The sequence below is a fragment of the Bacteroides sp. AM23-12 genome (assembly GCF_003434395.1).
Lineage (GTDB): Bacteria > Bacteroidota > Bacteroidia > Bacteroidales > Bacteroidaceae > Bacteroides > Bacteroides thetaiotaomicron.
Genome location: NZ_QTLF01000015.1, coordinates 98,417 through 122,379, shown reverse-complemented (window position 1 = coordinate 122,379; position 23,963 = coordinate 98,417). Strand labels below are relative to the sequence as shown.

The window sequence follows — 23,963 nt, the reverse complement described above, 5'->3', positions numbered from 1 at the left end:
TCAGCAGCCGAAGCGTAGCACGCTGTTCCGGCGTCCGGGTGTCTGCCGGGCGTCCCCGACAGTCCAGACCGCCTTCATAGCAGATTCCGATACTGCTGGCATTAAAACCTTTTGCGTGTGCACCGATGCGTTCGACAGGGCGGGTAAGATGCACCGTTCCGTCTTTGCGGATGTAGTAGTGATAGCCTGTTCCGTTGAAACCACGGCGGCGGTGCATCAGGTCCAAAGCCTCCGGAGAAAGCGTACGATTCCCCTGCGTGGCGGTACAATGCACCACGATCAAATTGATAATTCTCATGTGAATAAGTGATTACTAGTTAGTTAAGTTTCCGATTTAGTTTAGTCGTTCGTTCTTATATTTTGTGTTGTGACGAAAGGTTATACTGTCGGGTCCGGTGCTTCCTCACCACCTCCTTCGCCACCATCGCCGCCACCCGGCTTATTTGTATTTCCACTGCCGGAAGCCGGAGTGTCTGTACGGTCGAAGCGCACACACTTCGCACCGGTCACCAAAGAGCGGGTAGCGGTAGTCCGATCGGGGTTCTTGGTGAAGTTGGGAAGGAAACGGACCGTAAGAGAAGCTTGCGCAGCCGACACTTCTTCCGAAGTCTCCACCCCTTTACCGTTGGATTTCATCACCATGCGGAAAGTCCCGAAACCGTCAAGCGACACGCTTTCCGATGCTTGTAGATGCTGCCCCATCACAGTCACCAGGTTATCAAGCGTATTCTTCACATCACCCGGGGAGAGAGACGAGTAAGCGGCAATCTCTTTAGCAATCTGCGAAGTGCTGATATTAGCCGTGTATATCACACGGGGATGAAACATTTTTTTGTGATTTTTGTCTTCCAGAACAGACTGGAATGACTTGTACAATACTGCCATAATCGTAATAGTTTTTTTGTGTTAATAATTTCGTTTAGTTTTGTCCTCAAGCTTAATGACATTGCAAAGATAGGAGCATTATTCAGACTGACCTAATCATTTTTTCAAAGTGCGTTCATAAATTAATTAATTATACTCAGCAGGTAGTGCCCGGGCAATCTGATCTTTCCATTGCTCCCCCGGATGGTATTAAATCCTTTCCAAACAGGGTTTCCAATAGCTCCGAAGTTACTTTTAAGAATAATGGCATATTGTTCGGAAGGCGGAACTTTGTAAAGCCGCAGGTTATCTGTCAGTCCCTGGAAGTTACGCTGCACACCATCGCATGGCGGTTGCAGACAGTCAATATCTTCCTGTGTCACAGCCGTTCTACTTTTCAAATATTTTCCTCCTTCATCTCCTCCTTGAGGAGGGTTAGGGAGGTGGTTTACTTTGTTTTGATTTATTTTTATTTGTTTTCTTTTGTTTTGTGTACCCGATGTTGCAATTTCATCCTCCATTGTTACAGAATCGGAGCTTGATGTTACCGTACAGGCGGTCTTGTGATCAGCATCACCGTTTAACGCTTCCGCACATTCGCTATCCAAAGAATCATCCGTACTACTTTTACCGCTCTGAGACGAACGGTATGAGGTGATTTCTTCCGATTCCAGCAGGCAGTAGTCCGGCTCTATCAGCGCACTGCTACGCCGCTTGGTGATGAAAAGATACTGCCGCTGGATGTCGGCGGAAGTCAGGATGTTGTATTGCCGGAAAAGTCCGACATCAAACAAGCCATATTCCACGGACAGACTGATGATACGCTTCACATCATCCAGTTCCGTACTGTAAAGGCTGTCCACAAGCTCCTCGTAAAATTCGTCACCGACAGAGATATAATACCCTTTCCCGGCATAGATGTACGACAGCGTTTCCACCAGTGTGGCAAAGGCAGAATCACCTTCACGTCTCATAATTCGGCGCACCATCCGATCGTGCATAAAGCTGGTGCTCATGGGGAAATAATCCAGTCCCCGTTTTATTCTTCCCATAGCGTATTCAGTTTTTCTTTTTCTTGTTTCCGTGAGATACTTTCTGCCACAACCTGACGGGCATGAAGAATAAGAAGCATCCGCAAAGCGGGGTCTTTCACCTCGGTTATCACCGGATAAGAAACAGGTTTGTTTTCAAATGATGTACATCGTCTCAAATCACGACGCTTGCGGGTGTTTGCCTTGCGACACTCCTTGCAATAATTGTCAAGGGTCCCGGTGCGTTTGTTTGTATAAAAGGCCTCATGCGGTAGCTCCCGTTTGCAGCACCCGCAAATGTGCAGAGATTGATTCATTAAAGGTTCCATATTGATTTTGCGTTTTAAAGTTTTCATGCTTAAATATTTGTTTATGTGATTATCGGACATATAGTTCCTGCATATTGGGGATATATGGCCAGCGTATTGGATCTATAGCTCCTGTATGCAGGATATATAGATGCTGTAAACCGACTCAATATCACTGGTGTTCATCCGATACAGAATCTTCCGGAAGGGGGTGGATGAGGCATTTTACAACCTTTCATAAACTTTTTGCCGTTTTTCATGGTTATTCTATTTTTAATTTATATTTTTGAAACATATTTCTAAGTTTGCTGCTACAAAGATAAAGCAGTTTTCTCACATAAAACAAACGGTTTTAGAAATTAACGCTAAAAAATTATATAACTGACTATCAATGAACGAATAAGAAGTTCCAACATCTTTACACTAATTTAAAACAAGAATAAAATGGATACATTTCTAGATGTTTCGGGAATAGTAAAGCGCGCCAAGCAGGCGCTCAACTTTAAAAAGGACAGTGAACTGGCCAGTTACTTAGGTGTTTCACGTGCAACATTATCCAACTGGTGCGCCAGAAACCGGATTGACTTTCATCTGCTGCTCAACAAAATGAGAGATGTAGACCTCAATTGGCTGCTGGTTGGGAAGGGTACCCCCAGACATCAAACCAAGTTATGCAAAAGCGATTTAGCAAGCGGTGAGGTCCAGATGATTCACAACCCTAAAACAGTAGAGGCGTTGGACGACCGCAGCGTTGCCCTATATGATATTACAGCTGCCGCCAATCTGAAAACGTTGCTCACCAACAAGCGACAGTATATGGTAGGAAAGATACAGATTCCAAGCATTCCCTTATGTGACGGAGCCGTCTACATCAGTGGTGACAGCATGTATCCGATACTGAAATCGGGAGACATCGTAGGCTTTAAAGAGATTAACAGTTTCAGCAACCTTATTTACGGCGAAATGTATCTGGTTTCGTTTACTATCGAAGGAGACGAGTACCTGGCGGTGAAGTATGTGAACCGCTCGGAAAAGGAAGGATGCCTCAAGCTGGTAAGCTACAACGCTCATCACGACCCAATGGATATCCCTTTCAGCACCATCAATGCAATGGCAATCGTGAAATTCTCCATCCGCAGACACATGATGATGTAATTTGAATGACGCTTCTTTTGCTCCGGAAAGAGGAAAAGGGCAAAGTTTAAACGAAGTGAACCCCGAAAGTTTATTGTCTGACTTTCGGGGTTCATTTCATTTTGAAATACCTTCTTTAATATATTGCATGGGCTGACTAAAAAGTCGGCAGTATCTCAAATCTCCTCCTTCGGGAAGGAGGGGAATTTATGATACTATCGATTTTTAATCAGTCCCGACATCGAGAATAATATACTAGACTTCTTCGCCTTTCAGCGTAGCCGAACTGGCTTCCGTCACCCGCACATTGACAAAATCGCCGATACGGTGCGTGCCTCTGTCGAACACCACCACCCGATTCTGCTCCGTGCGGCCGAACAACTGATCGCGCGAACGTTTGGAAACGCCTTCTACAAGCACTTCATACGTCTTGCCGATGCAACGTTGATTGGACTCCGCGGACAGACGGTTCTGCAAAGCGATAATCTCATTCAGACGGCGAACTTTCACGTCTTCGGGCACATTATCTTCAAGATGCTTCGACGCATACGTCCCCGGACGTTCGGAATATTTGAACATAAAAGCGGCATCATAGCCACATTCCTCCATCAGAGAAAGCGAGAGCTGATGGTCCTCTTCCGTTTCGGAATGGAAACCGGAGAAGATATCGGTAGTCAGTCCGCAATCGGGAATGATACGCTTGATAGCGGCTACCCGGTCCAGATACCACTCACGGGTATATTTGCGGTTCATCAGTTTCAAGATGCGGGAGCTGCCGCTCTGCACAGGGAGGTGGATATGCTTGCACACATTCGGCACTTGGGCGATCACTTCCAGCGTTTCATCGCTCATATCCTTCGGATGGGAAGTCGTGAAACGGATGCGCACGCCCGGAGCAGCTTCGGCCACCATACGGAGCAGCATCGGGAAGGTAACCACTTCGCCCGTCGGCTTCTCGAACCGGTAAGAGTTGACATTCTGCCCCAGCAGGGTAACTTCCTTATAACCTTTGGCAACAAGGTCGGCCACTTCATTCAGAATACTTTCCACATCACGGCTGCGTTCGCGTCCGCGTGTATAAGGCACGATACAGTAGGTGCAGAAGTTATTGCATCCGCGCATGATGGATACAAATCCGGAAATGTGGTTGCCGCAGATACGCGACGGAATCACATCACGGTAAGTCTCGGTCGTCGAAAGGTCTACGTTGATCGCTTTCTCGCCGGCCTCTACCGCGGCAATCAGCTCAGGCAACGTCAGGTAAGCATCCGGACCGACCACCAGATCGACATGATGGTTCGTAATCAGATCATCCTTCACCCGTTCCGCCATACAGCCCAGTACGCCTACAATCAGGGCCTTCTTCTTTTTCTTCAGCGAGTGGAAAAACTCCAGGCGGTTCAGAATCTTCTGCTCCGCATTGTCACGGATAGAGCAGGTATTCATAAACACTGCGTCGGCCTCTTCCAGCGTTTCGGCTACCGAATAGCCCGCCATCTGCATCACCGAAGCGATCACCTCACTGTCCGCCACGTTCATCTGGCAGCCATAAGTCTCAATAAACAACTTCTTGTTGTCATCAGCAGTTGCGGATTTAAAGTCCGCTCCCGTTAATTCGTTCATATTCAAATCCTGTTTTAAATTTGTCCGCAAAGATACGGCTTCGAATTCAATAAGCGGTAAAATGGTACGAAAATAACGCAAAAACTTGTAGTTCAGGCATTATTCTGATAATTAATGTTAATGAAATAAACATTTACGGGGCATATCCTTGCTAAATTTAATTTTATTTTTCACATTTGTGCAATGAAAGAAACATTAGATTTTTTCATAGTTAAGGTTTAGGTTAAAAAAATTAAGGGGAGCTGTGAAGCTGCCCTTTTTTCATAACAAAATGTTAGCTCAAACCAGATATAATGTGTAACTTTGGCAGATTAACTATTTAGAAGTGAAACAGAATGGAAGATTTTTTGAAATTTCTCCTGATAGCAGGTGTCATTCTTGTGGGAATATTCAAAGAGGTGAGCAAGAACAACAAGTCGAAAAAGGCTCAGAATAAACGCCCCGTCCCGCCTGCACCGTCTCCGGTCGAAGTAGATCCTGATGCTATTCCTATACCCGAATTCTGGGGGAGAGGCAGCAGGACTATGGACGAACTGCTCCAGCCCATACCCATAGAACAACCGGCTCCCAAGCCGACGCCGACATCAAAGAAGATGCCGACACCGGCGCCAAAGAAAAAGCAAAAAGAAGAAGTATCTGTGGCTGCATCCATAGCAAACAGTTCCGCACAAGATAAACGAAACGCGAAGCAAGGTTCCCACTATAACCATCCGGAACCTGACAGCGACCAAGACTTCTCCATCCATTCCGTAGAAGAAGCCCGCCGCGCTATTATTTGGGGAGAAATCCTACAGCGAAAGTATTAAGCGATAAGTATTAACCAACAAATATCAACCGCATTTAACGCGAAATTATACTATTTATGTCATTCAATCGTATTTCGGCAGCAGAAGCTGCAAGCCTGATCAAACATGGCTACAACATCGGTCTGAGCGGATTTACTCCCGCCGGAACTGCAAAGGCTGTTACAGCTGAACTTGCAAAAATTGCAGAAGCGGAACATGCCAAAGGCAATCCATTTCAAGTAGGAATTTTTACAGGTGCTTCTACCGGAGAATCTTGCGACGGCGTCATGTCTCGTGCAAAGGCCATCCGCTACCGCGCCCCTTATACCACCAACTCCGACTTCCGCAAAGCTGTGAATAACGGTGAAATTGCCTACAACGACATCCATCTGTCACAAATGGCACAGGAAGTGCGTTATGGCTTCATGGGCAAAGTGAACGTAGCCATCATCGAAGCCTGCGAAGTGACTCCGGACGGAAAGATTTATCTGACCGCTGCCGGTGGTATTTCTCCGACTATCTGCCGCCTGGCGGATCAGATCATCGTTGAGTTGAACGCCGCACACAGCAAATCCTGCATGGGTCTGCACGACGTGTACGAACCGCTCGACCCGCCTTACCGCCGCGAAATCCCCATCTACAAGCCAAGTGACCGCATCGGATTGCCTTATATTCAGGTAGACCCGAAAAAGATCGTAGGCGTAGTGGAAACCAACTGGCCGGACGAAGCACGCTCTTTTGCCGCTGCTGATCCGTTGACTGACAAAATCGGTCAGAACGTTGCCGACTTCCTCGCTGCCGACATGAAGCGTGGCATCATTCCGTCTACTTTCCTTCCGCTGCAATCGGGCGTAGGAAATATCGCTAACGCCGTACTCGGTGCACTGGGACGTGACAAGACGATTCCCGCATTCGAAATGTACACCGAAGTTATCCAGAACTCCGTCATCGGTCTGATCCGTGAAGGACGCATCAAATTCGGTAGTGCCTGTTCACTGACTGTTACCAACGACTGTCTGGAAGGTATTTACAACGATATGGATTTCTTCCGCGACAAGCTGGTTCTCCGCCCGTCGGAAATCTCAAACAATCCGGAAGTGGTTCGCCGACTGGGCATTATCTCTATCAATACAGCTATCGAAGTGGACTTGTACGGTAACGTAAACTCTACTCATATCGGTGGAACGAAGATGATGAACGGTATCGGTGGTTCGGGAGACTTCACCCGCAATGCTTATATCTCTATCTTCACTTGTCCGTCTGTTGCCAAAGAAGGTAAGATCAGTGCTATCGTCCCGATGGTTTCTCATCTCGACCACAGCGAACACTCCGTGAATATCATTATCACCGAGCAAGGTGTAGCCGACCTGCGTGGCAAGAGCCCGAAGGAACGTGCAGAAGCCATCATCGAAAACTGTGCGCATCCCGACTACAAACAGCTTCTCTGGGATTATCTCAAACTGGCCGGTGGCAAAGCACAGACTCCACACGCTATCCAGGCCGCACTCGGTATGCACGCCGAACTGGCCAAGAGCGGGGATATGAAGAATACGAATTGGGCGGAGTATGCCAGATAAGGCATGAAACGTCTGTCGTTCATACTATCATTCATCGTTTGTATTTGCGTTGCAAATACAAACGATGTTTTTTCGCAAAAAAGGGAACTGCAACAGTTCAAGGGCAAGGTGACCAACCAAGAAGGAGAACCGGTACCCTATGTCAGCATCTATGTTCCGGGAACTGGCAGAGAAACCTCTTCGGATATGTCTGGAAACTTTTCTATAAAAGCCAAACATAAAGAAACTGTTTACTTCAGATATATAGGAATGAAAGATGTGCAGATACAACTGGATAAAGATAATCCGTCGGAAATTCTTGTGCAGATAAAGCCGGATACTTTTCGCCTTGATAACGTTATCATTAGGAAAAAGCAAATTATCGAAGTTAAACCCGAAGATATACCTAATGATATTATGATCACTATTATAGAACATAGTCCCGACTTTCCGGGCGGATTAAGCGGACTAAGGGAGTATCTGAAGAAAAGCATACAGTATCCGAAAAAAGCTTTCCGGGCAGGGGAAGAAGGTCAAGTCACAATAGAATTCACCATCGACCCAAAAGGGAATGTAATCAATGCACAAGTTGTAAAGAGCGTATCTGCCAAATTAGACAAAGAAGCCTTACGCATCATAGAGTCCATGCCGCAATGGAAACCGGGTATGCAGCGAGGCCGTCCTGTAGCAGTGCGCATGTCTGTCCCAATAGACTTCGTGATCGATCAAGTCTACAAAGCCATTGATTGAGGGGAAATAAACCGAAAGCCTCTCGTCAGAGGTTCAGCACTCATTTACATGGAATAGTCGCCAACATATGGAACGGATAGTTACTCTCCGCAACAGTCATTCCGTTTGCCGCATAGCACTCGCTATCCGGGTCTGGTAAAGTCATTGCCTGCTGTAAAAGAGCAGAAGATATAAAGTCAGACTCCGATCGTTCTGATATCGCTTCGCTCTGTCTCGCATGCTTTTTCGGAGAAGCAGACTTCGACTTTGCTGCATTTGAAGTAGCTACCAAAGACTTCAGATGAACTTCCCGATAAACAGTATCTACCCGTTCATGGATAACAACTACCGTATCAATGACTGTAGTGACAACGGCAATCTGATCAGATTGCGTATTACTTCCACCCGGGAAGCCATATCCGATGGTCCATCCCAGCAGACAGGCAGCTGTCAGCCACCAGGGAGAAACCTTCAGTCTCATCCTCTTCTTTTGATTCTTCCGAACAGCTTGCATTAAAGAAGAAAAATCAGCCGGAGTATGCTCCGATTTTTCCTGTTCGTATTGTTCTTTAGCAAAGTGAATCAACTGCTGCACATCCTGTGACTTTTCCAGTCTCTCTAAATCATCATTTTTCATTTTCAGTTGTTTTTGGGGTTATAGTTAGACAAAGAACGCTGTAATATTTTAAGTGTATAGTATAAACGAGACTTCACTGTACCTTCCGGACAATGAAGAATCTGCGCAATTTCCCGTACCGAAAGCTCTTCCTCATATCGAAGTGTATATGCAGCCCTTTGTTCGCTCGTCAGGCTGGCAAGTACTTTCTTCAACTGCTCATTAAAGATTCTACGGTCATGCATGCTCTCAAACTCCGGCGAAACACAGTAATCCTTTTCTAACGGATGAGACTGTTGTGAAAAATATTCCTCCTCTATTTCACGGTGCCGGTATTCATTCTTACAAAAATTATATGCAATGGCAAAAGCCCATGTGGAGAATTGCTTTCCAGTCTGATAACTACTCCGTGCTTCATAAATGCGGAGAAATAACTCTTGTAAAAAGTCATCTGCCAACGCAACGTCTCCGGACATCATACGGATGAAAAAACCTTTAAGCCGGGGAGCGTAGCGACGATAAAGTTCCTCAAATGCCTTCTCGCTCTTCTTGGAAACAAAGCGTTCCATGAGCTGCTCGTCCGTCTCAGTGTATGTCAAAGAACTGAATAGCATCATAGTCCACTCCATCTATTAGTTTCTGATATTCTTTTCTCATATCCTTCCCCTGCTTAAAAGGTCCACCTTTCTTGCGCATCTCATCGATATAGGCAAAAATCGCATCCATCAGCTTTACATATTTATTCATCTCCACATTTGCGATCCTTCTGGGGGTAGTCGAATAATCCAGAATACTTTGTAATAAGCTCTTTAATCTTATGTATTGGTTTTTATCTCCACTCATTTGATAAAATCGTAATAAAGGAGAGAAAGCGATGATATAATTACCTAGAATATGAATACCACTTGAAAAATGAGACTGATCCTCTATCAACGGGTGGCGCAAATAGTCCAGCAGATAATTCTGCTCAAAATTCTTTCTCGTAGCCGCCAGATTATTGTATGGTTTAGACGAATACCGAAATACCAGCCCCTCCGAATAGAGGCTGTCTTTCATCTCTTCCAATAAATCTCTGCGGTAGAAAAAATGCGTATAATACACAGGACGTTTCTCTTTTTCGGCAAAATACCACAATCCAGGACATCTCACCGTCTTTGCATCCGGAAGCGTTTGCACATCTATTCCCACTTCCTGCCATAACTGACTCTCCTGAGTAGGATTCCTCAAGTCGGCAACATCGACCACCTTCACATCCGTAAAGAGTCCGATGCCGTATTGCAACAGATAGCGGTAATAGGTACCAAGATTCAAGTCAGAGACAAGTATGGCGTCTTTCTTTAAACCGGAACACTCATTATAAAAATAGAATAGAAAGGCATGGGAAAACAATCCGCTGTCATACCATTCACGGGCAAGCTCCTTTATCTTGTCCATATCTTTTTTATGGTGATAATAGGTCAGATCAGAGATATAGTCGCGTTCACTGGTACGCTTGATAGAGAGTATCTTTTGTTGAATTACTTCCCGTTTTCCCTCATCGGTTTCCAAATCCAGCAAATGCCGATAGTAAGTCCGTGTATCAGGAATCCACTTCTTCATTTTCTTCACGATGCCATGTTGTTCCCTTCGCAATCTTTGCACCTGCAGAGAATCCTTCCACCACACTAACTTTGCCTCTTGATATTCAGCATTACAAGCAACCCAATAATTCTCCCATGCCTTTTCATTCCGCTTATCTTTCTTTAACTCAGCCTGCCAGGCATCCTTCTGCGCCCGATACCAATCTGCCCCCAAAGGAAAGAAACCATCCAACAACCGGACTTCCAAAGGTTCTGCTTTCTGTTCCTGGGCAAATACGGTATGTCCAAGCACTACGAAAAGGAGTAACATATAAATAAGTCGTTTCATGCTTTTCTGAGTTTATTGAAGATTGATGCTTTTCTGATATTGCTCCCGCACCTCCTTACTACAAGATTTTGCATTGTCAATGACAGATTTCAGTAACAAGTATAGTTTGTCATAATGATTCAAGTCTCCTGATTCTTTATAAAACTGTAACAGAGCTTTCAAAGCAGGTACATAATAAAGACTCAATGCCTCCGTCAATTGGGGATTAAAAGCTACAGTCGCCACTGTCTCCGGATAAAAAGTCTCACACAGGTAATCCATCAAATATACATTCTCAAAATTCCGCCGCACGATCGCCAGATTATCATAAGATTTAGGAGAATATTTCATCAATAATCCCTCGGAGTGCAGGCAATCCTTAAACACACTTCTGGAAAGTTCATCCATCGTAATAGAAAAATATACGGGACGGTTTGTATGCCGGATAATGTAATCTACCTGTCTCTTGATTTTCTTGGAATACGTTTTCATAAAATCTGTAGGGGAGATAAATCCAGTCGTATCATTATTTTCTTCTTTATATTTAGGGATTCCCAGTTCTTCGGTCAGTTTATCCATATACGTAAAGCTAGACAAGAAAGGATACACAATAATCTTCTTATCATTAAACATATCTTTCGCATTCTGAAGCATTCTGGCACCGTATAAGTCAAGGCTTCCACCCATAAAGATGATAGCATCCTTATCTGCCGAAGCCAGCTCGTTATAGGCAAAATTGAGTATCTGCGCAGGAAATTCACCGGATTGATACCAACGTACACATATATCTTTGAGCCGCTTCTCATCTCTTAATGACATAGACATGTAAGTAGGATAATGCAAAATAGCATCAGGCCATTTGTCTATAATTTCTTCGATTGGCATTCTCTTTTCACCCGGCTTAATGTTCATATTCCGCATAACTTCATACGTAGCGGTATTAGGGATGCTTTGCTTCATTTCTGCCATCATTTCATCAAACTCTTTCTGTATATCTGCCCCAACAGCAAGTGTAGCAGATGGTTTCATCGAAAGCAATAAGGATATTCCTTTTAGTGACTGGAGTTTCCCTGCATACTGCATCCATGCTTTTTCGTCTTTAGGGTTTTCCTTTACTTTCTGTTTCCATTGGTCTATCTGCTCACGCAAGGAATTTGCAACCATTTCAATAGAGTCGGAAGACAACTCAGCATCATAATAAGTAGATTCAACTTGCGAATACAACAGTGTAGCACAAGAACAAAACAGGATAATCAACAGATATTTGATAGTTTTCATTATTCACTCTTTTATTAAATTCAACATTGCTTAATTAGAACCGTTCTGACAAAGCATACACGCAAGCAAAGCAAACGTTCAAATAAAAGAGTACTTTTTTTGCAGGTGTTTACTATTTGCATCCACAACGGGTTCAACGTCCCGTCCAATAATCTATTCATCACTCCATTCAAAGTCCGATAATCACCTCACAAACCTTATCCTGAAACGCCCTCGCCCTGGCTGCCGAAAGCACATTCTGATTCATAATGGCAAAAGCCACTTCATGTCCGTTCTTCATCTTCAGATAACCGGCAAGGGCATTGATAGCTGTAAACGAACCGGTCTTTGCATGGACATTTCTGAATGCGGAAGTATTCTTCATTCTGTTTTTCAGCGTTCCGTCTATTCCGGCAACAGGAAGCGACTTATACAATTTCTGAAAAACATCGGATTGTGAATAGGCATATTTCAGAAAATCGACCAACAGGGCAGGAGACAAGTAATTATAATTAGACAATCCGCAACCATCCGCGATCTTATAGTCTTTCGGATCGTGCCCGAGGTTACGAACCAGTTTCATAATCTCAACAATGCCATCTTCTGCCGTCACACGCTTCTTCCCTGTAGCTTGTGACGCAATCCGGCAAAGCATTGCTTCCGCATTCAAGTTATCACTTTCCTTCATCAACTGATTCAAGACCTTCTGCACCGGAGTCTCCCAGCGAGCCATCTGCTCTGCTCCATCGGACGGTAATTCAGTAAAACCGTACGATTCGGGAACCACGATTCCTTTCGCACGGAGGCGTTCCCAAAAAGTATGCATAAAGAAACTCCCTGAATCATAGATGTTTATCAAATCCTTTCTAAACGTAGGAACATTGCCTGTCACGATCAGATTATTCCCATTGGTCAACCAATCTCTTGATAACAAATACTTTCCGGCAGAAGGAGTACGTGTCTTTGTCCGGTTCGTCAAGGTATAATAAGAAGACACAGGCTTACAGGAAACGCTTGCCGTATCTCCTTGCAGAGAGCCGGGAACCACCGTCACCTCCACAGCACCCTTACAAAACATCAACGGAGACATATAAGGCTGATAAGCCTCCGGAGTATCATCCCATGCCCATCCGTGCCCCCAATAAAGGGAATCTTTCATCGAAACATCGCCATACACCTGTCCGTTGATCACCGAAAAAGGGAAGGTGATTACTTCTTCGATCAATGAATCCATCATCAAACTGTCAAATTCCGGATCGAATCCACCGACAACATACAAGTTGCCTTGCAGCGTATCATGCTCTATCACCCCGTCGTGCCATACTTCCGTACGGAAAGGATTGTCCGCATCGGGACGGGAGAGGGCTGTAATAGCCGTGAGCAGCTTCATGGTAGAAGCCGGGCGGGAGAGTTTCGTATCACGATAAGTATATAATGACTTCTTCGCTGTCAGGTCATACACGGATATGCCGACTTCGGATGCTTCGGGAAGCATTCTTTTGATTAGTGAATCAATCTGAGAAAGATTTGCCTGCCCCCATACGGATGTGGGCAACAGGGCAACTGATAAAACCAAAAACAACAAATACTTCTTCATCAACCTTCTACATTAACCTACATTAACTTTCATGCTACTTCAGCTTCTTCCGTATCTCGAATATCACGGCTATCCGCTTATGCTCAATCTTATAATGCTTCCCGGAAAATCTCTCCTACCGTAGGATGAGGGAAAACAACCTTCTTCCATGCGGCGGCAGTCAATCCAAGCTCAATGGCAGTACCGGCAAGAGTGATGATTTCCGAAGCAGGATTGCCCAGCACGTGTGCTCCGATTATCCGTTCCTGTTCATCCAGCAGTACTTTGCAGACCCCGTTCACGCCTTCATTCTCCGCCACAAAACGACCGGAATAAGCCATCGGAAGTTTCACCACCTTATAAGTAATTCCTTTTGCTGAGGCCGATTCTTCCGTCTCTCCGACTCCTGCAATCTCCGGATTCGTATAAACAACGCCGGGGATAGCCCGGTAACTCATTGCATCTTCCTTACCCAAAATAGAATGTACGGCAACCTCAGCCTCACGGACAGCCGTATGAGCCAACAAAGAAAAGCCTGTCAGATCACCGCAGACATAAACGCCGGACAGCGAAGTCTGCATCTTCTCATTGACCTTGATAGCGCCACGCCCGGTTTTATCCAGATTCAGATTTTCGAGTCCGAAACCTTTCGTCACAGGTCGGCGTCCAACGCTCATCAATAGCTTTTCTGCTATAACACTGCCCTTTCCTTCTGCATTCTCGTATGAAACAACCGCACCCTCTTCCGTCTGTGATAAAGCGACAACTTTAGTGCTGAGCAGGAATTTAATGCCCCGCTTCGCATATTCGGCACGAAGCAATGCAGACAGTTCCTTATCCATTCCTCCCAAAATCTCATCCATCATCTCAATCACCGTTACCTGCACACCGAGACTATTAAAAAATGATGCAAACTCCATACCGATCACTCCACCGCCTACAATGGCAAGGGAGGCAGGCAGCTCCTTACTGTCCAGCGCATCCCGATGCGTCCAGTAATTCACCGTTTCCACGCCGGTAATAGGAGGGATGAAGGTTTCGGAGCCTGTACAAAGGATCAGATTTTCCGCATTGTATGTTTCTTCGCCACAGCGAACTGTATTTTTATCTATGATCTGCGCCTCTCCCGTCACCATCGCGACATTATTGGAGGTCAACTTTGCCTTTACACCCAATACCAGTTTGCGCACCACTTTACTTTTACGGGCAATGATCTTCGGCAAGTCAAAAGAGACTTCGGAGACATTCACCGCATATTTCGAGGAATGACGTGCACTGTCGTAAGTCTTTGCCGAATACAACAGCGTTTTCGTCGGGATGCATCCTTCATTCAGGCAGACACCTCCCAAATTATTCTTCTCGATAAGGAGTACACTCAAACCGGCTTTGCCGGCAGCTTCGGCGGCTGTATATCCTGCGGGACCGCCACCGATGATAATGACTTGGTATTTCATAGGTATAAAATTTATTGTTCCATTCTCTTTTTAATCAACTCCACAAATTCACGTTCCTTGACAGGCATCACCGAAGCAAACTTTCCGTTTCCATACTCTATCAAGACATAATTCGTCACCGAAAACTTTCCGAATTTCATGGAATGATACTTCCGGATAGCTGTGATTTCGGCAATAGGAATTACTTTTTTACGCATAAAACGTCCAGTGGATATCTCCAGAACTCCATCAGTAGATACAGTGTAAACCGTATGAATAATCTGTTCGATGACTACAATAAGCAGGAGCATTAGTAGCACTGCCGGCAAGATATATTTACACCACAAAGCGCCCACGGCATTTACAGTAAGCACCACCAGCAGAAAATACTGGTACCAGGCGATGCGGGCATGAAAAATTCGATTCATTTTGTCAGATTTTTGCGTGCAAGGTAGCAAATTTATGAATTAGTGACAACGAAAAGAACAACGAAGTGACTTATTTTGTAGCTTTGCGGTGAGAAATAAACAAAATTATGGTAAGAAAATTCGATTTCCTCGTTATCGGCTCCGGAATTGCCGGTATGAGTTTTGCGCTCAAAGTGGCGCACAAAGGTAAAGTTGCTCTTATCTGTAAAAGCGGGCTGGAAGAAGCCAATACGTACTTCGCACAAGGAGGAGTGGCGTCCGTCACCAACCTGCTGGTGGATAATTTCGACAAACACATTGAAGACACGATGATTGCCGGCGACTGGATCAGTGACCGTGGCGCAGTAGAAAAAGTAGTGCGCGAAGCGCCTGCGCAAATTGAAGAACTGATCAAATGGGGCGTGGACTTCGACAAAAACGAGAAAGGAGAATTTGACTTGCACCGCGAGGGAGGACACTCCGAGTTCCGCATTCTTCACCATAAAGATAATACGGGAGCAGAGATTCAGGACAGCCTGATCAAAGCCGTGCAAAGGCATCCGAACATCGAGGTGATCGAAAACCAGTTTGCCGTTGAAATACTGACCCAACATCATCTGGGAGTAACTGTTACCCGCCAGACACCGGACATCAAATGCTACGGTGCCTACATCCTCGACCCGAAAACCGGAAAAGTAGATACCTACCTCGCCAAAGTGACTCTTATGGCCACCGGTGGAGTAGGAGCTGTTTATAAAACGACCACCAATCCGCTAGTCGCTACCGGAGACGGTATCGCCATGGTCTACCGTGCCAAAGGTACAGTGAAGGATATGGAGTTTGTGCAATTCCACCCCACCGCCCTGTACCATCCGGGCGACCGCCCTTCGTTCCTGATTACGGAAGCGATGCGTGGCTACGGTGGCGTACTCCGCACAATGGACGGCAAGGAGTTCATGCAAAAATACGATCCCCGTCTTTCACTCGCTCCGCGCGATATCGTAGCCCGTGCTATTGACAACGAAATGAAAAATCGGGGTGATGACCATGTTTATCTTGACGTCACCCACAAAGACCCGGAAGAGACAAAGAAGCACTTTCCCAATATTTACGAGAAATGCCTCAGCTTAGGCATCGACATCACCAAAGATTACATTCCGGTAGCTCCGGCAGCCCACTATCTTTGCGGCGGTATCCTTGTAGACCTGAACGGACAGTCTTCTATCGAACGCCTCTACGCAGTGGGAGAGTGCTCCTGCACCGGTCTTCACGGCGGTAACCGTCTGGCTTCCAACTCACTGATCGAAGCTGTCGTATATGCCGACGCTGCCGCCAAGCATAGCCTGAGAGTTGTAGACCAGTATGCCTACAACGAAGCTATCCCCGAATGGAACGACGAGGGAACCCGTTCACCGGAAGAGATGGTACTGATCACGCAAAGCATGAAGGAAGTCAACCAGATTATGAGTACTTATGTAGGTATTGTCCGCAGTGACCTTCGCCTGAAACGTGCCTGGGACCGACTGGATATCATTTACGAAGAAACTGAAAGCCTGTTCAAACGCAGCGTAGCCTCCAGAGAGATTTGCGAATTGCGTAATATGGTCAACGTAGGATATCTGATTATGCGTCAGGCGATGGAACGCAAAGAAAGCCGCGGATTGCATTATACGATTGATTATCCACATGCTAAAAAATAATCATGAAAACATTAACTAGACTATTTATTCTTTTATTCGTTATGGCAGGTGTAAGTTCCTGCTATACAGGGATCCCATTGAAGCAAGGCAAATCGGAAAACAACCGAACTTACGAAGTCAGCTATTTGTTCGAGCATGACGGAGTCAAAGTCTATCGTTTTATGGATATGGGAAACTATGTGTACTTTACAACAAAAGGAGATGTGACCAGTATCAAAAATGACTCTACGAAAGAAAGGACTGTAACGATCTACAGAGACGATAAGTTCAGATAAAAATATGTCTTAATAAATAAAATGGCGCTTGCATATGATTGCAAGCGCCATTTTTATTATCTAATAAACACCTCTTATTAATAGTTTTCTTTCTTAACCTCGAAATACGCCTGCGGATGCAAACATGCCGGGCAAACTTCAGGAGCTTCCTTACCGATTTCGATATAACCGCAGTTACGGCATTGCCATACCACTTCGCCTTCTTTAGCGAATACGGTCATATTTTCGATGTTGTTCATGAAAGCCAGGTATCTTTCTTCGTGGCCTTTCTCGGCGATTGAGATATTGCGGTACATAGCGGCAATCATCGGGAAACCTTCCTGTTCTGCCACATCAGCGAAATGAGGATAATCCAGTGACCATTCTTCATGTTCGCCGGCAGCGGCAGCGCGAAGATTTTCGAGTGTATTACCGATCACACCGGCCGGATAGCTGGCAGTAATTTCTACCATACCACCTTCCAGGAACTTGAACATACGTTTAGCGTGTTCCTTTTCCTGATCAGCTGTTTCTGTGAAGATTGCTGAAATTTGTTCGTAACCTTCCTTCTTTGCAACACTTGCAAAATAAGTGTAACGCATTCTTGCCTGTGATTCTCCTGCAAATGAAGTCAGCAGATTCTTCTCTGTCTGGGTTCCTTTAATGCTTTTAGTCATAATTCTAATCTATTTTAAAATTGGTTATTACCAAACGTAACTTGTCGTACTATTTATAACGCAAATATAAGCGATTTGTTCGTAATAAGCTCCCTTTTCTTAATGAATAAAAACTATCGATTCATAGATAAAACCTATCAACAATCAAATAGCATGTTGCTAAACATACTTATCTCGATTATTTTGCGTAATTTTGCAACCTCTACTTTGCAAAAGAGCAAATTATATATAATAATTCACAGAAATGAAGTTATTTGAATTTAAACCCAAATTGGTTTCTTGTTTAAAGAATTATTCGAAAGAAACGTTTATGGCGGACCTGATGGCAGGCGTCATTGTCGGTATCGTAGCACTTCCACTGGCCATCGCCTTCGGTATTGCTTCGGGAGTATCGCCCGAGAAAGGTATTATCACCGCTATTATTGCCGGATTCATCATCTCTCTGCTGGGAGGAAGCAAAGTCCAGATCGGCGGACCGACAGGAGCTTTCATTGTGATCATCTACGGCATCATCCAGCAATATGGCGAAGCCGGACTGATTGTGGCGACGCTTATGGCAGGTGTTCTCCTTATATTATTAGGAGTGTTCAAGCTCGGAGCCGTTATCAAGTTTATTCCGTATCCCATTATCGTCGGTTTCACCAGCGGTATTGCCGTTACCATTTTTACTACGCAGATTGCCGATATCTTCGGACTGTCCTTCGGAGGTGAAAAGGTACCGGGGGACTTTGTCGGGAAATGGATGATTTATTTCCGTCATTTCGATACCGTGAATTGGTGGAATACCATCGTAAGTATTGTCAGCATCATTATCATTGCAATCACTCCCCGGTTTTCTAAAAAAATTCCCGGATCGCTGATTGCTATTATTGTAGTGACAGTGGCCGTCTATCTGATGAAGACTTATGGCGGAATAGATTGCATTCCGACCATCGGTGACCGTTTCACCATTAAGTCAGAGTTGCCGGACGCTGTTGTACCGGCTCTGGATTGGGAAGCTATCAAAAATCTGTTTCCGGTAGCTATCACTATTGCAGTGCTGGGAGCTATCGAATCACTCTTGTCTGCCACCGTAGCCGATGGTGTGATAGGAGACCGTCATGATTCCAACACGGAACTAATCGCACAGGGTGCGGCAAATATCGTAGCGCCATTGTTCGGAGGTATCCCCGCTACCGGAGCTATTGCCCGTACGATGACGAATATCAACAATGGAGGTAAGACACCGATTGCAGGTGTTATCCATGCGATTATCCTTCTTCTGATTCTTCTTTTCCTGATGCCCCTTGCACAGTATATTCCGATGGCTTGCCTTGCCGGAGTACTGGTCATCGTATCTTATAATATGAGCGGCTGGCGCGTCTTCAAGGCTTTACTGAAGAATCCGAAGTCCGATGTCACCGTACTGCTGATCACTTTCTTCCTGACTGTTATCTTCGACTTGACAGTTGCCATCGAAGTAGGACTGATCATCGCCTGCGTACTCTTCATGAAACGTGTCATGGAAACTACTGAAATCTCCGTCATTACGGATGAGATCGACCCGAATAAAGAATCGGATATCGCCGTCAATGAAGAAAACATCATGATCCCTAAAGGAGTGGAAGTATATGAGATCAACGGCCCTTACTTCTTCGGTATCGCTACGAAGTTCGAAGAAACGATGGCGCAACTGGGAGACCGTCCGAATGTACGCATCATCCGTATGCGTAAAGTTCCGTTCATCGACTCCACAGGTATTCATAATCTGACTACACTTTGCGAAATGTCGCAGAAAGAAAAGATCACCGTCATTCTTTCCGGAGTCAATGAGAAAGTATATAAGGTGTTGGAGAAATCCGGATTCTATGAATTGCTGGGAAAAGAAAATATCTGCCCGAACTTCAAGGTAGCGCTGGACAGAGCGGAAGAAGTCATGAAATAAAGAGATTCCAACATAAAGAAAGAGCCATTTTAATCCCGAAAAGCAGGAGATAAAATGGCTCTTTTTTATTTTAAGAGAGGGATTACCACTCCACTAAACTTTTAAAAACAAGCCACGTTTATACATCATTCTCAACAGGAAGAAAAGAATAAGATAGTTAGCAAAAGTAAGCCATACGGGATAATAATCTCCCATGTATTGTTTCAGTCCGTAACTGACTGAATCAGCAATGCAACGGAAGTTCACCACTTCGCCCAACAGATAAGCCGTGATGGAATTCATACCATACACTTTCAGCCAGTTCAACCCGCGGCTGTGTCCTTTATAGTCAATCCAATAATAAAATAATGCCATCAACAGAAAGCAATAACCACCGGATAGTAATGTCATACTACCTGTCCACAAACGCTTAATGATGGGCATCTGCAAACTCCAAAGCATCGCCAGCCCTACTAAAAGCACACCAATGACCGACAGAGTCTGTACCACCTTTTTACGGTTCGCTTTCCCTTCTTTCATAATCTTTCCGGCAAAAGCTCCGAGCATGACAGTCACTCCGAATGTCAGACTGCTCCATATCCATGTGTAATTGTAATAAGGTGAAAAGCTCCACGTTCCGTCCTCATTCCAGAAAACACCATCTCTGAAACGACCTAAGACACATCTGTCCACCTGTTCGGCAAAATTTCCAGCCGGTGTGAAGTCACCCAAAAATGTCATGGGAATCCAGTATATGAAAAGCAACAATAAAGTAATTCCTATCTGCCACCTGAATGAAAAATGTAACTGAATGACTGCCGCAATAAAATAGCCGACAGCAATAGACTGCAAAGTATTTGAATAGAGATAAATATGACTGCTGTCCAGTCCAAGCAGATTTCCCTGAACAATCATTCCGAAAATAAACAGCAGAAACACCCGCCTCAGAATCCTCCGATAGACGGGCCAGTAACTGCCGGACATACCGACGTACTTTGACAGTGAAAACGGCATCGAAGCGCCTGTCATAAACAGGAACAACGGCATCACAAGATCCCAGAAACGGAATCCCTCCCACACTTCATGATCAAACTGATAAAGGATATCGTTGAGAAACGGCAAGTTCAACTGTCGTGCCAATGCCGCAAACACCGGCTGAAAGAAGACTAGAAGAAATAGATCAAAACCCCGAAGAATATCCAAAGAAGCAAGTCTGGATGTGTTATTCTCTGACAATTTACTCATAGTATTAACAAATTCATATTATTATTCAGTTATTGTCTCATCAAAAACATATTCTGTAAAGCGTCTTAATACAAATATATTCAAAACTTCTTTCCCCTGCAAGTACCTCGGAAAGGAAATGAATCATTGGAAGAGAAGCGAAGTTAGAGTAAATCGACCAAAATCTGTCAGAGAATGACTAAATAGTATTATTCCATATTCAAATTAGGTTGTAATTTTGCCCTAGACCTAAGTGAAGTATTTGTCAAATCCTAATTAATAAAACAATAGTATGAAAAAACATTTTCTGATTTTTACAATCTCTCTTTTATTTTTCTCGCTTGCACAAGGCAAAGTGAAGCTCCCTGCCATGATGGGAGATCATATGGTACTCCAACAAAACAGTTCCGTTAAGCTGTGGGGATGGGCAGACGGCAAAAAGGTGACTGTCACCACCTCTTGGAATAACCGTACTTATAAGGTATCGACAGACGATGAGGGAGCATGGCTGGTCAAAGTGGATACTCCTGCCGGAAGTTTTACTCCTTATTCTATTACCATCAGTGACGGAACCCGGGTCACGCTATCGGATATATTAATAGGAGAAGTATGGATATGCTCCGGTCAGTCTAACATGGAAATGACCATGAAAGGAAACATGGGACAACCCATCGACCATTCGCTGGAAACTCTTCTGAACGCAGGCAACTACCGCGACCGTATCCGTTTTATCACTGTCCCCCGAACCAAAGGAGTGAAAGAACGGACAGACTTTGAAGGAGCGAAATGGGAAGTTTCTTCGCCCGAAACAACTATGGATTGCAGTGCCGCAGGTTACTTCTTTGCCCGACAACTGACGGAAACGCTTCATCTCCCCGTAGGACTGGTCATCAACAGCTGGGGAGGTTCACGAATCGAGGCATGGATGACAGAAGAAACGCTCGCCTCCGTGGAAGGCGCAAATATAGAGGCCGCCAAAAATCCAAAGTTAGATACGAATAGCCGACTGCAATGTCTGTATAATATCATGTTACTGCCTGTGAAAAACTTTACGGCACGCGGATTTCTATGGTATCAGGGAGAGTCGAATCTATTCAACTATCAGATCTATGCTCCGATGATGACCGCAATGGTCCAGCTTTGGAGAAATGTATGGGAAGCACCGGATATGCCTTTTTATTATGTCCAGATTGCTCCGCACAAATATGGAAACAGCCGGAATATAAATTCCGCCTTATTGCAGGAAGCACAAATGAAAGCATTACAGACAATCCCCAACTCCGGAATGATTCCTACGATAGATGTCGGCGACGAGTTCTGCATTCATCCTCCTCAGAAAAATGTAGTAGGACTCCGGCTGGCCAATCTCGCACTGACTAAAACATACGGTCTCCATAAATTTCCATCTACCGGACCAATGATGACAAAGGTGGAATATTCCAAGAACAAAGCGATCGTCACGCTCGACAATGCTCCTTCCGGACTGGCACCGGGCAACTGTGAATTGGAAGGTTTCGAGATTGCAGGAGCCGACAAGAAGTTCTATCCGGCAAAAGCACGGATTGCAGGTCGCACAAGAAATGTGGAAGTATGGAGTGATCAGGTCGCCCAACCGGTAGCCGTACGGTATGCTTTCCGCAATTATGTAGGAAACATCACTTTACGCAATACATTAGGGATCGCTGCTTTCCCGTTCCGGACAGATACATGGGATGATGTAAAGTAAGAGCTGATTAGCCTGTGTGCAGGGTATATATGTCCTGCGTACAGGAGCTATATATCCAACGCGCAGGAGCTATATATCCAATATATTGGGCATATAGCTCCTGTATATTGAATAATAGTCCTTTTTCAATACACTATATTTTATTCATTCCTGCACAGCTTTGAATCATTTCCTGCGTGTAATGAGCTAAACAGTACAAGAATAGACTAATACTGATTAACACATATCTGCCTCTTATCTTTAATAAATCTATCTCCAAGTTATGCATAAAACTATTCGTCTGACAGTTGTTGAACTTTCGTCTAACAACTGTCAGATGAAAGTTCAACAACTGTTAGACGAATAGGCTCAAGTATAACGAGTACTAGTTCTTTGCATACACAGTATTAAGTCTTAGTAAAGGAAGTGATCTGCAGGCTAGTATTTACTTTATTATTATCAACGAAATTATAAAACAAAATTATTTGTTTTACAAATAATTATCGCTACTTTTGTCTCATGCTTACTTTCATGCGTAGAAAGAGGCTTTTAAATTTTGTATTGAGAACGGTTATTTATTGCATTCATATATAAAATCGGCTAATTTTATCCACGAGTGACAATGAGTGACGGGTCTCGCGCACAATCGTATATATACTTTGTTATATACCAATTGGGCGTGGGACTATCACTTTTGTCGTGGAGGGGTCTAGCCGATACCTATATATGGCATAAGTAGATAGTTTCCACGTCCTCTTCTTTTATAAACCGCGCACCAACAGGAAACTGATGCGGCAACATAACAAAACATGCAATCAGATTTTAAAAAAGACATTATTCAGTTAATGCAATCTACTAAACTCCTTCACTCTCCACTCTCCGAATTATCGGAAGAAGAAAAAGGAATTGCTTATGAACTGTTGAACCGTTTGGCCGACGGAGCCGTCGATGAAAACTACACCATGCTGGACTATATGCAGATGGCACGCCTTTATTACAATCTTGGAGAATTAAGTAACAATTTATTTGGAGAGCAAGATAACCCACATTATAAAAAAGCCATTTACTATTTAGAGAAAGGAGGCATTGACCTGAGTATGAATAAATGGCTGGAACTAATCAGTTTACGTACAATAGAATAAAGATTACTATCTAATAGAATGATTCTCACTTCATAAAAAGAGTATTCAAATGAAGAAATCCCTAACCAGATTAAATATGGAGGTAGCAGACTGAAGGACTGCTTGTGAAAGTAATCCTTCCCGTCTGTCTCCCAAAGAGGATGCCAATAGTT

Annotated in this window: 23 protein-coding genes; 9 read left to right on the top strand and 14 right to left on the bottom strand. The window is 44.5% G+C overall.

Annotated features, from left to right (window positions below; genetic code table 11):
- The 4 genes from DW640_RS13950 to DW640_RS13935 all read right to left on the bottom strand — a co-directional run.
- Window positions 1-298 (bottom strand): N-acetylmuramoyl-L-alanine amidase (locus DW640_RS13950; protein WP_199610376.1); only part of this gene is annotated, 298 nt, incomplete at its 3' end.
- Between the two features lie 80 nt (window positions 299-378).
- Complete coding sequence (locus DW640_RS13945) at window positions 379-885, bottom strand: HU family DNA-binding protein (protein WP_008767437.1); 507 nt, start codon at window positions 883-885, stop codon at window positions 379-381.
- Between the two features lie 122 nt (window positions 886-1,007).
- Window positions 1,008-1,916: a DUF4373 domain-containing protein gene (locus tag DW640_RS13940; protein WP_103877957.1), complete on the bottom strand. Its 909-nt coding sequence runs from the start codon at window positions 1,914-1,916 to the stop codon at window positions 1,008-1,010.
- Window positions 1,904-2,224 (bottom strand): hypothetical protein, encoded by a 321-nt coding sequence (locus DW640_RS13935; RefSeq protein WP_008767435.1) that lies wholly within the window; start codon window positions 2,222-2,224, stop codon window positions 1,904-1,906. Before DW640_RS13935 ends, DW640_RS13940 begins: the two co-directional genes overlap by 13 nt.
- A gap of 423 nt (window positions 2,225-2,647) precedes the next feature.
- Here DW640_RS13935 and DW640_RS13930 point away from each other — a divergent pair, with 423 nt between their 5' ends.
- Window positions 2,648-3,358: a helix-turn-helix domain-containing protein gene (locus tag DW640_RS13930; RefSeq protein ID WP_008767434.1), complete on the top strand. Its 711-nt coding sequence runs from the start codon at window positions 2,648-2,650 to the stop codon at window positions 3,356-3,358.
- A 234-nt stretch (window positions 3,359-3,592) separates the two neighbouring features.
- Here DW640_RS13930 and miaB read toward each other — a convergent pair whose 3' ends face one another.
- The gene (gene miaB, locus DW640_RS13925; RefSeq protein WP_008767433.1) at window positions 3,593-4,960 is read right to left on the bottom strand and encodes a tRNA (N6-isopentenyl adenosine(37)-C2)-methylthiotransferase MiaB; all 1,368 of its coding nucleotides are present in this window, start codon (window positions 4,958-4,960) and stop codon (window positions 3,593-3,595) included.
- Window positions 4,961-5,295: 335 nt separating this feature from the next.
- On the opposite strand from miaB, the gene DW640_RS23765 reads away from it, so the two are divergent.
- From DW640_RS23765 to DW640_RS13910, 3 genes are read left to right on the top strand one after another with little or no spacing between them, the layout of a single operon-like run.
- Window positions 5,296-5,766: a hypothetical protein gene (locus DW640_RS23765; protein WP_048699334.1), complete on the top strand. Its 471-nt coding sequence runs from the start codon at window positions 5,296-5,298 to the stop codon at window positions 5,764-5,766.
- Window positions 5,767-5,822: 56 nt separating this feature from the next.
- Window positions 5,823-7,322, top strand: coding sequence for an acetyl-CoA hydrolase/transferase family protein (locus DW640_RS13915; protein WP_022471758.1), 1,500 nt, complete (start codon window positions 5,823-5,825; stop codon window positions 7,320-7,322).
- 3 nt (window positions 7,323-7,325) lie between these two features.
- The gene (locus DW640_RS13910) at window positions 7,326-8,051 is read left to right on the top strand and encodes an energy transducer TonB (RefSeq protein ID WP_048699329.1); all 726 of its coding nucleotides are present in this window, start codon (window positions 7,326-7,328) and stop codon (window positions 8,049-8,051) included.
- 40 nt (window positions 8,052-8,091) lie between these two features.
- On the opposite strand, the gene DW640_RS13905 is transcribed toward DW640_RS13910, so the two are convergent.
- The 7 genes from DW640_RS13905 to DW640_RS13875 all read right to left on the bottom strand — a co-directional run bounded on the left by DW640_RS13905 (window position 8,092) and on the right by DW640_RS13875 (window position 15,227).
- The gene (locus DW640_RS13905; protein WP_008762803.1) at window positions 8,092-8,667 is read right to left on the bottom strand and encodes a hypothetical protein; all 576 of its coding nucleotides are present in this window, start codon (window positions 8,665-8,667) and stop codon (window positions 8,092-8,094) included.
- A 2-nt stretch (window positions 8,668-8,669) separates the two neighbouring features.
- Window positions 8,670-9,263: an RNA polymerase sigma factor gene (locus DW640_RS13900; RefSeq protein ID WP_022471760.1), complete on the bottom strand. Its 594-nt coding sequence runs from the start codon at window positions 9,261-9,263 to the stop codon at window positions 8,670-8,672.
- The gene (locus DW640_RS13895; protein WP_055299160.1) at window positions 9,232-10,554 is read right to left on the bottom strand and encodes a hypothetical protein; all 1,323 of its coding nucleotides are present in this window, start codon (window positions 10,552-10,554) and stop codon (window positions 9,232-9,234) included. Before DW640_RS13895 ends, DW640_RS13900 begins: the two co-directional genes overlap by 32 nt.
- A gap of 12 nt (window positions 10,555-10,566) precedes the next feature.
- Complete coding sequence (locus tag DW640_RS13890; RefSeq protein WP_074858279.1) at window positions 10,567-11,811, bottom strand: hypothetical protein; 1,245 nt, start codon at window positions 11,809-11,811, stop codon at window positions 10,567-10,569.
- A gap of 169 nt (window positions 11,812-11,980) precedes the next feature.
- Entirely contained in the window at window positions 11,981-13,387 is a 1,407-nt protein-coding gene (dacB, locus tag DW640_RS13885; RefSeq protein WP_055230168.1) for a D-alanyl-D-alanine carboxypeptidase/D-alanyl-D-alanine-endopeptidase, read from the bottom strand.
- An 89-nt stretch (window positions 13,388-13,476) separates the two neighbouring features.
- Window positions 13,477-14,820 carry a dihydrolipoyl dehydrogenase gene (lpdA, locus tag DW640_RS13880; protein WP_011108698.1) on the bottom strand — a complete coding sequence of 448 codons (1,344 nt, stop codon included), beginning with the start codon at window positions 14,818-14,820 and terminating at the stop codon, window positions 13,477-13,479.
- 11 nt (window positions 14,821-14,831) lie between these two features.
- Window positions 14,832-15,227, bottom strand: coding sequence for a PH domain-containing protein (locus DW640_RS13875; RefSeq protein WP_008762797.1), 396 nt, complete (start codon window positions 15,225-15,227; stop codon window positions 14,832-14,834).
- A gap of 107 nt (window positions 15,228-15,334) precedes the next feature.
- Between DW640_RS13875 and nadB the strand changes: the two genes are divergently transcribed.
- Together nadB and DW640_RS13865 are read left to right on the top strand one after the other, a co-directional pair.
- Window positions 15,335-16,906 carry an L-aspartate oxidase gene (nadB, locus tag DW640_RS13870; protein WP_011108697.1) on the top strand — a complete coding sequence of 524 codons (1,572 nt, stop codon included), beginning with the start codon at window positions 15,335-15,337 and terminating at the stop codon, window positions 16,904-16,906.
- Between the two features lie 2 nt (window positions 16,907-16,908).
- Window positions 16,909-17,181: a DUF4884 domain-containing protein gene (locus DW640_RS13865; protein WP_008762795.1), complete on the top strand. Its 273-nt coding sequence runs from the start codon at window positions 16,909-16,911 to the stop codon at window positions 17,179-17,181.
- Window positions 17,182-17,258: 77 nt separating this feature from the next.
- Here the strand turns inward: DW640_RS13865 and rbr are convergent, their stop codons facing one another.
- Window positions 17,259-17,837 (bottom strand): rubrerythrin, encoded by a 579-nt coding sequence (rbr, locus tag DW640_RS13860; protein WP_008762794.1) that lies wholly within the window; start codon window positions 17,835-17,837, stop codon window positions 17,259-17,261.
- Window positions 17,838-18,081: 244 nt separating this feature from the next.
- Between rbr and DW640_RS13855 the strand changes: the two genes are divergently transcribed.
- A complete protein-coding gene (locus tag DW640_RS13855; protein WP_008762793.1) occupies window positions 18,082-19,761 on the top strand; it encodes a SulP family inorganic anion transporter in 1,680 nt (559 codons plus the stop codon).
- 93 nt (window positions 19,762-19,854) lie between these two features.
- On the opposite strand, the gene DW640_RS13850 is transcribed toward DW640_RS13855, so the two are convergent.
- On the bottom strand, window positions 19,855-20,985 hold the full coding sequence (locus tag DW640_RS13850; RefSeq protein ID WP_008762792.1) for an acyltransferase family protein: 1,131 nt from the start codon (window positions 20,983-20,985) through the stop codon (window positions 19,855-19,857).
- A 271-nt stretch (window positions 20,986-21,256) separates the two neighbouring features.
- Between DW640_RS13850 and DW640_RS13845 the strand changes: the two genes are divergently transcribed.
- A complete protein-coding gene (locus DW640_RS13845; RefSeq protein WP_022471774.1) occupies window positions 21,257-22,690 on the top strand; it encodes a sialate O-acetylesterase in 1,434 nt (477 codons plus the stop codon).
- A 788-nt stretch (window positions 22,691-23,478) separates the two neighbouring features.
- On the top strand, window positions 23,479-23,811 hold the full coding sequence (locus DW640_RS13840; RefSeq protein WP_008762790.1) for a hypothetical protein: 333 nt from the start codon (window positions 23,479-23,481) through the stop codon (window positions 23,809-23,811).
- Window positions 23,812-23,963 lie beyond the last annotated feature (152 nt).

What these genes read in the sequence shown, in the direction of transcription:
- DW640_RS13945 (WP_008767437.1), bottom strand. Translation starts at nt 885, where the DNA reads ATGGCAGTATTGTACAAGTCATTCCAGTCTGTTCTGGAAGACAAAAAT.
- DW640_RS13940 (WP_103877957.1), bottom strand. Translation starts at nt 1,916, where the DNA reads ATGGGAAGAATAAAACGGGGACTGGATTATTTCCCCATGAGCACCAGC.
- DW640_RS13935 (WP_008767435.1), bottom strand. Translation starts at nt 2,224, where the DNA reads ATGGAACCTTTAATGAATCAATCTCTGCACATTTGCGGGTGCTGCAAA.
- DW640_RS13930 (WP_008767434.1), top strand. Translation starts at nt 2,648, where the DNA reads ATGGATACATTTCTAGATGTTTCGGGAATAGTAAAGCGCGCCAAGCAG.
- miaB (WP_008767433.1), bottom strand. Translation starts at nt 4,960, where the DNA reads ATGAACGAATTAACGGGAGCGGACTTTAAATCCGCAACTGCTGATGAC.
- DW640_RS23765 (WP_048699334.1), top strand. Translation starts at nt 5,296, where the DNA reads ATGGAAGATTTTTTGAAATTTCTCCTGATAGCAGGTGTCATTCTTGTG.
- DW640_RS13915 (WP_022471758.1), top strand. Translation starts at nt 5,823, where the DNA reads ATGTCATTCAATCGTATTTCGGCAGCAGAAGCTGCAAGCCTGATCAAA.
- DW640_RS13910 (WP_048699329.1), top strand. Translation starts at nt 7,326, where the DNA reads ATGAAACGTCTGTCGTTCATACTATCATTCATCGTTTGTATTTGCGTT.
- DW640_RS13905 (WP_008762803.1), bottom strand. Translation starts at nt 8,667, where the DNA reads ATGAAAAATGATGATTTAGAGAGACTGGAAAAGTCACAGGATGTGCAG.
- DW640_RS13900 (WP_022471760.1), bottom strand. Translation starts at nt 9,263, where the DNA reads ATGATGCTATTCAGTTCTTTGACATACACTGAGACGGACGAGCAGCTC.
- DW640_RS13895 (WP_055299160.1), bottom strand. Translation starts at nt 10,554, where the DNA reads ATGAAACGACTTATTTATATGTTACTCCTTTTCGTAGTGCTTGGACAT.
- DW640_RS13890 (WP_074858279.1), bottom strand. Translation starts at nt 11,811, where the DNA reads ATGAAAACTATCAAATATCTGTTGATTATCCTGTTTTGTTCTTGTGCT.
- dacB (WP_055230168.1), bottom strand. Translation starts at nt 13,387, where the DNA reads ATGAAGAAGTATTTGTTGTTTTTGGTTTTATCAGTTGCCCTGTTGCCC.
- lpdA (WP_011108698.1), bottom strand. Translation starts at nt 14,820, where the DNA reads ATGAAATACCAAGTCATTATCATCGGTGGCGGTCCCGCAGGATATACA.
- DW640_RS13875 (WP_008762797.1), bottom strand. Translation starts at nt 15,227, where the DNA reads ATGAATCGAATTTTTCATGCCCGCATCGCCTGGTACCAGTATTTTCTG.
- nadB (WP_011108697.1), top strand. Translation starts at nt 15,335, where the DNA reads ATGGTAAGAAAATTCGATTTCCTCGTTATCGGCTCCGGAATTGCCGGT.
- DW640_RS13865 (WP_008762795.1), top strand. Translation starts at nt 16,909, where the DNA reads ATGAAAACATTAACTAGACTATTTATTCTTTTATTCGTTATGGCAGGT.
- rbr (WP_008762794.1), bottom strand. Translation starts at nt 17,837, where the DNA reads ATGACTAAAAGCATTAAAGGAACCCAGACAGAGAAGAATCTGCTGACT.
- DW640_RS13855 (WP_008762793.1), top strand. Translation starts at nt 18,082, where the DNA reads ATGAAGTTATTTGAATTTAAACCCAAATTGGTTTCTTGTTTAAAGAAT.
- DW640_RS13850 (WP_008762792.1), bottom strand. Translation starts at nt 20,985, where the DNA reads ATGAGTAAATTGTCAGAGAATAACACATCCAGACTTGCTTCTTTGGAT.
- DW640_RS13845 (WP_022471774.1), top strand. Translation starts at nt 21,257, where the DNA reads ATGAAAAAACATTTTCTGATTTTTACAATCTCTCTTTTATTTTTCTCG.
- DW640_RS13840 (WP_008762790.1), top strand. Translation starts at nt 23,479, where the DNA reads ATGCAATCAGATTTTAAAAAAGACATTATTCAGTTAATGCAATCTACT.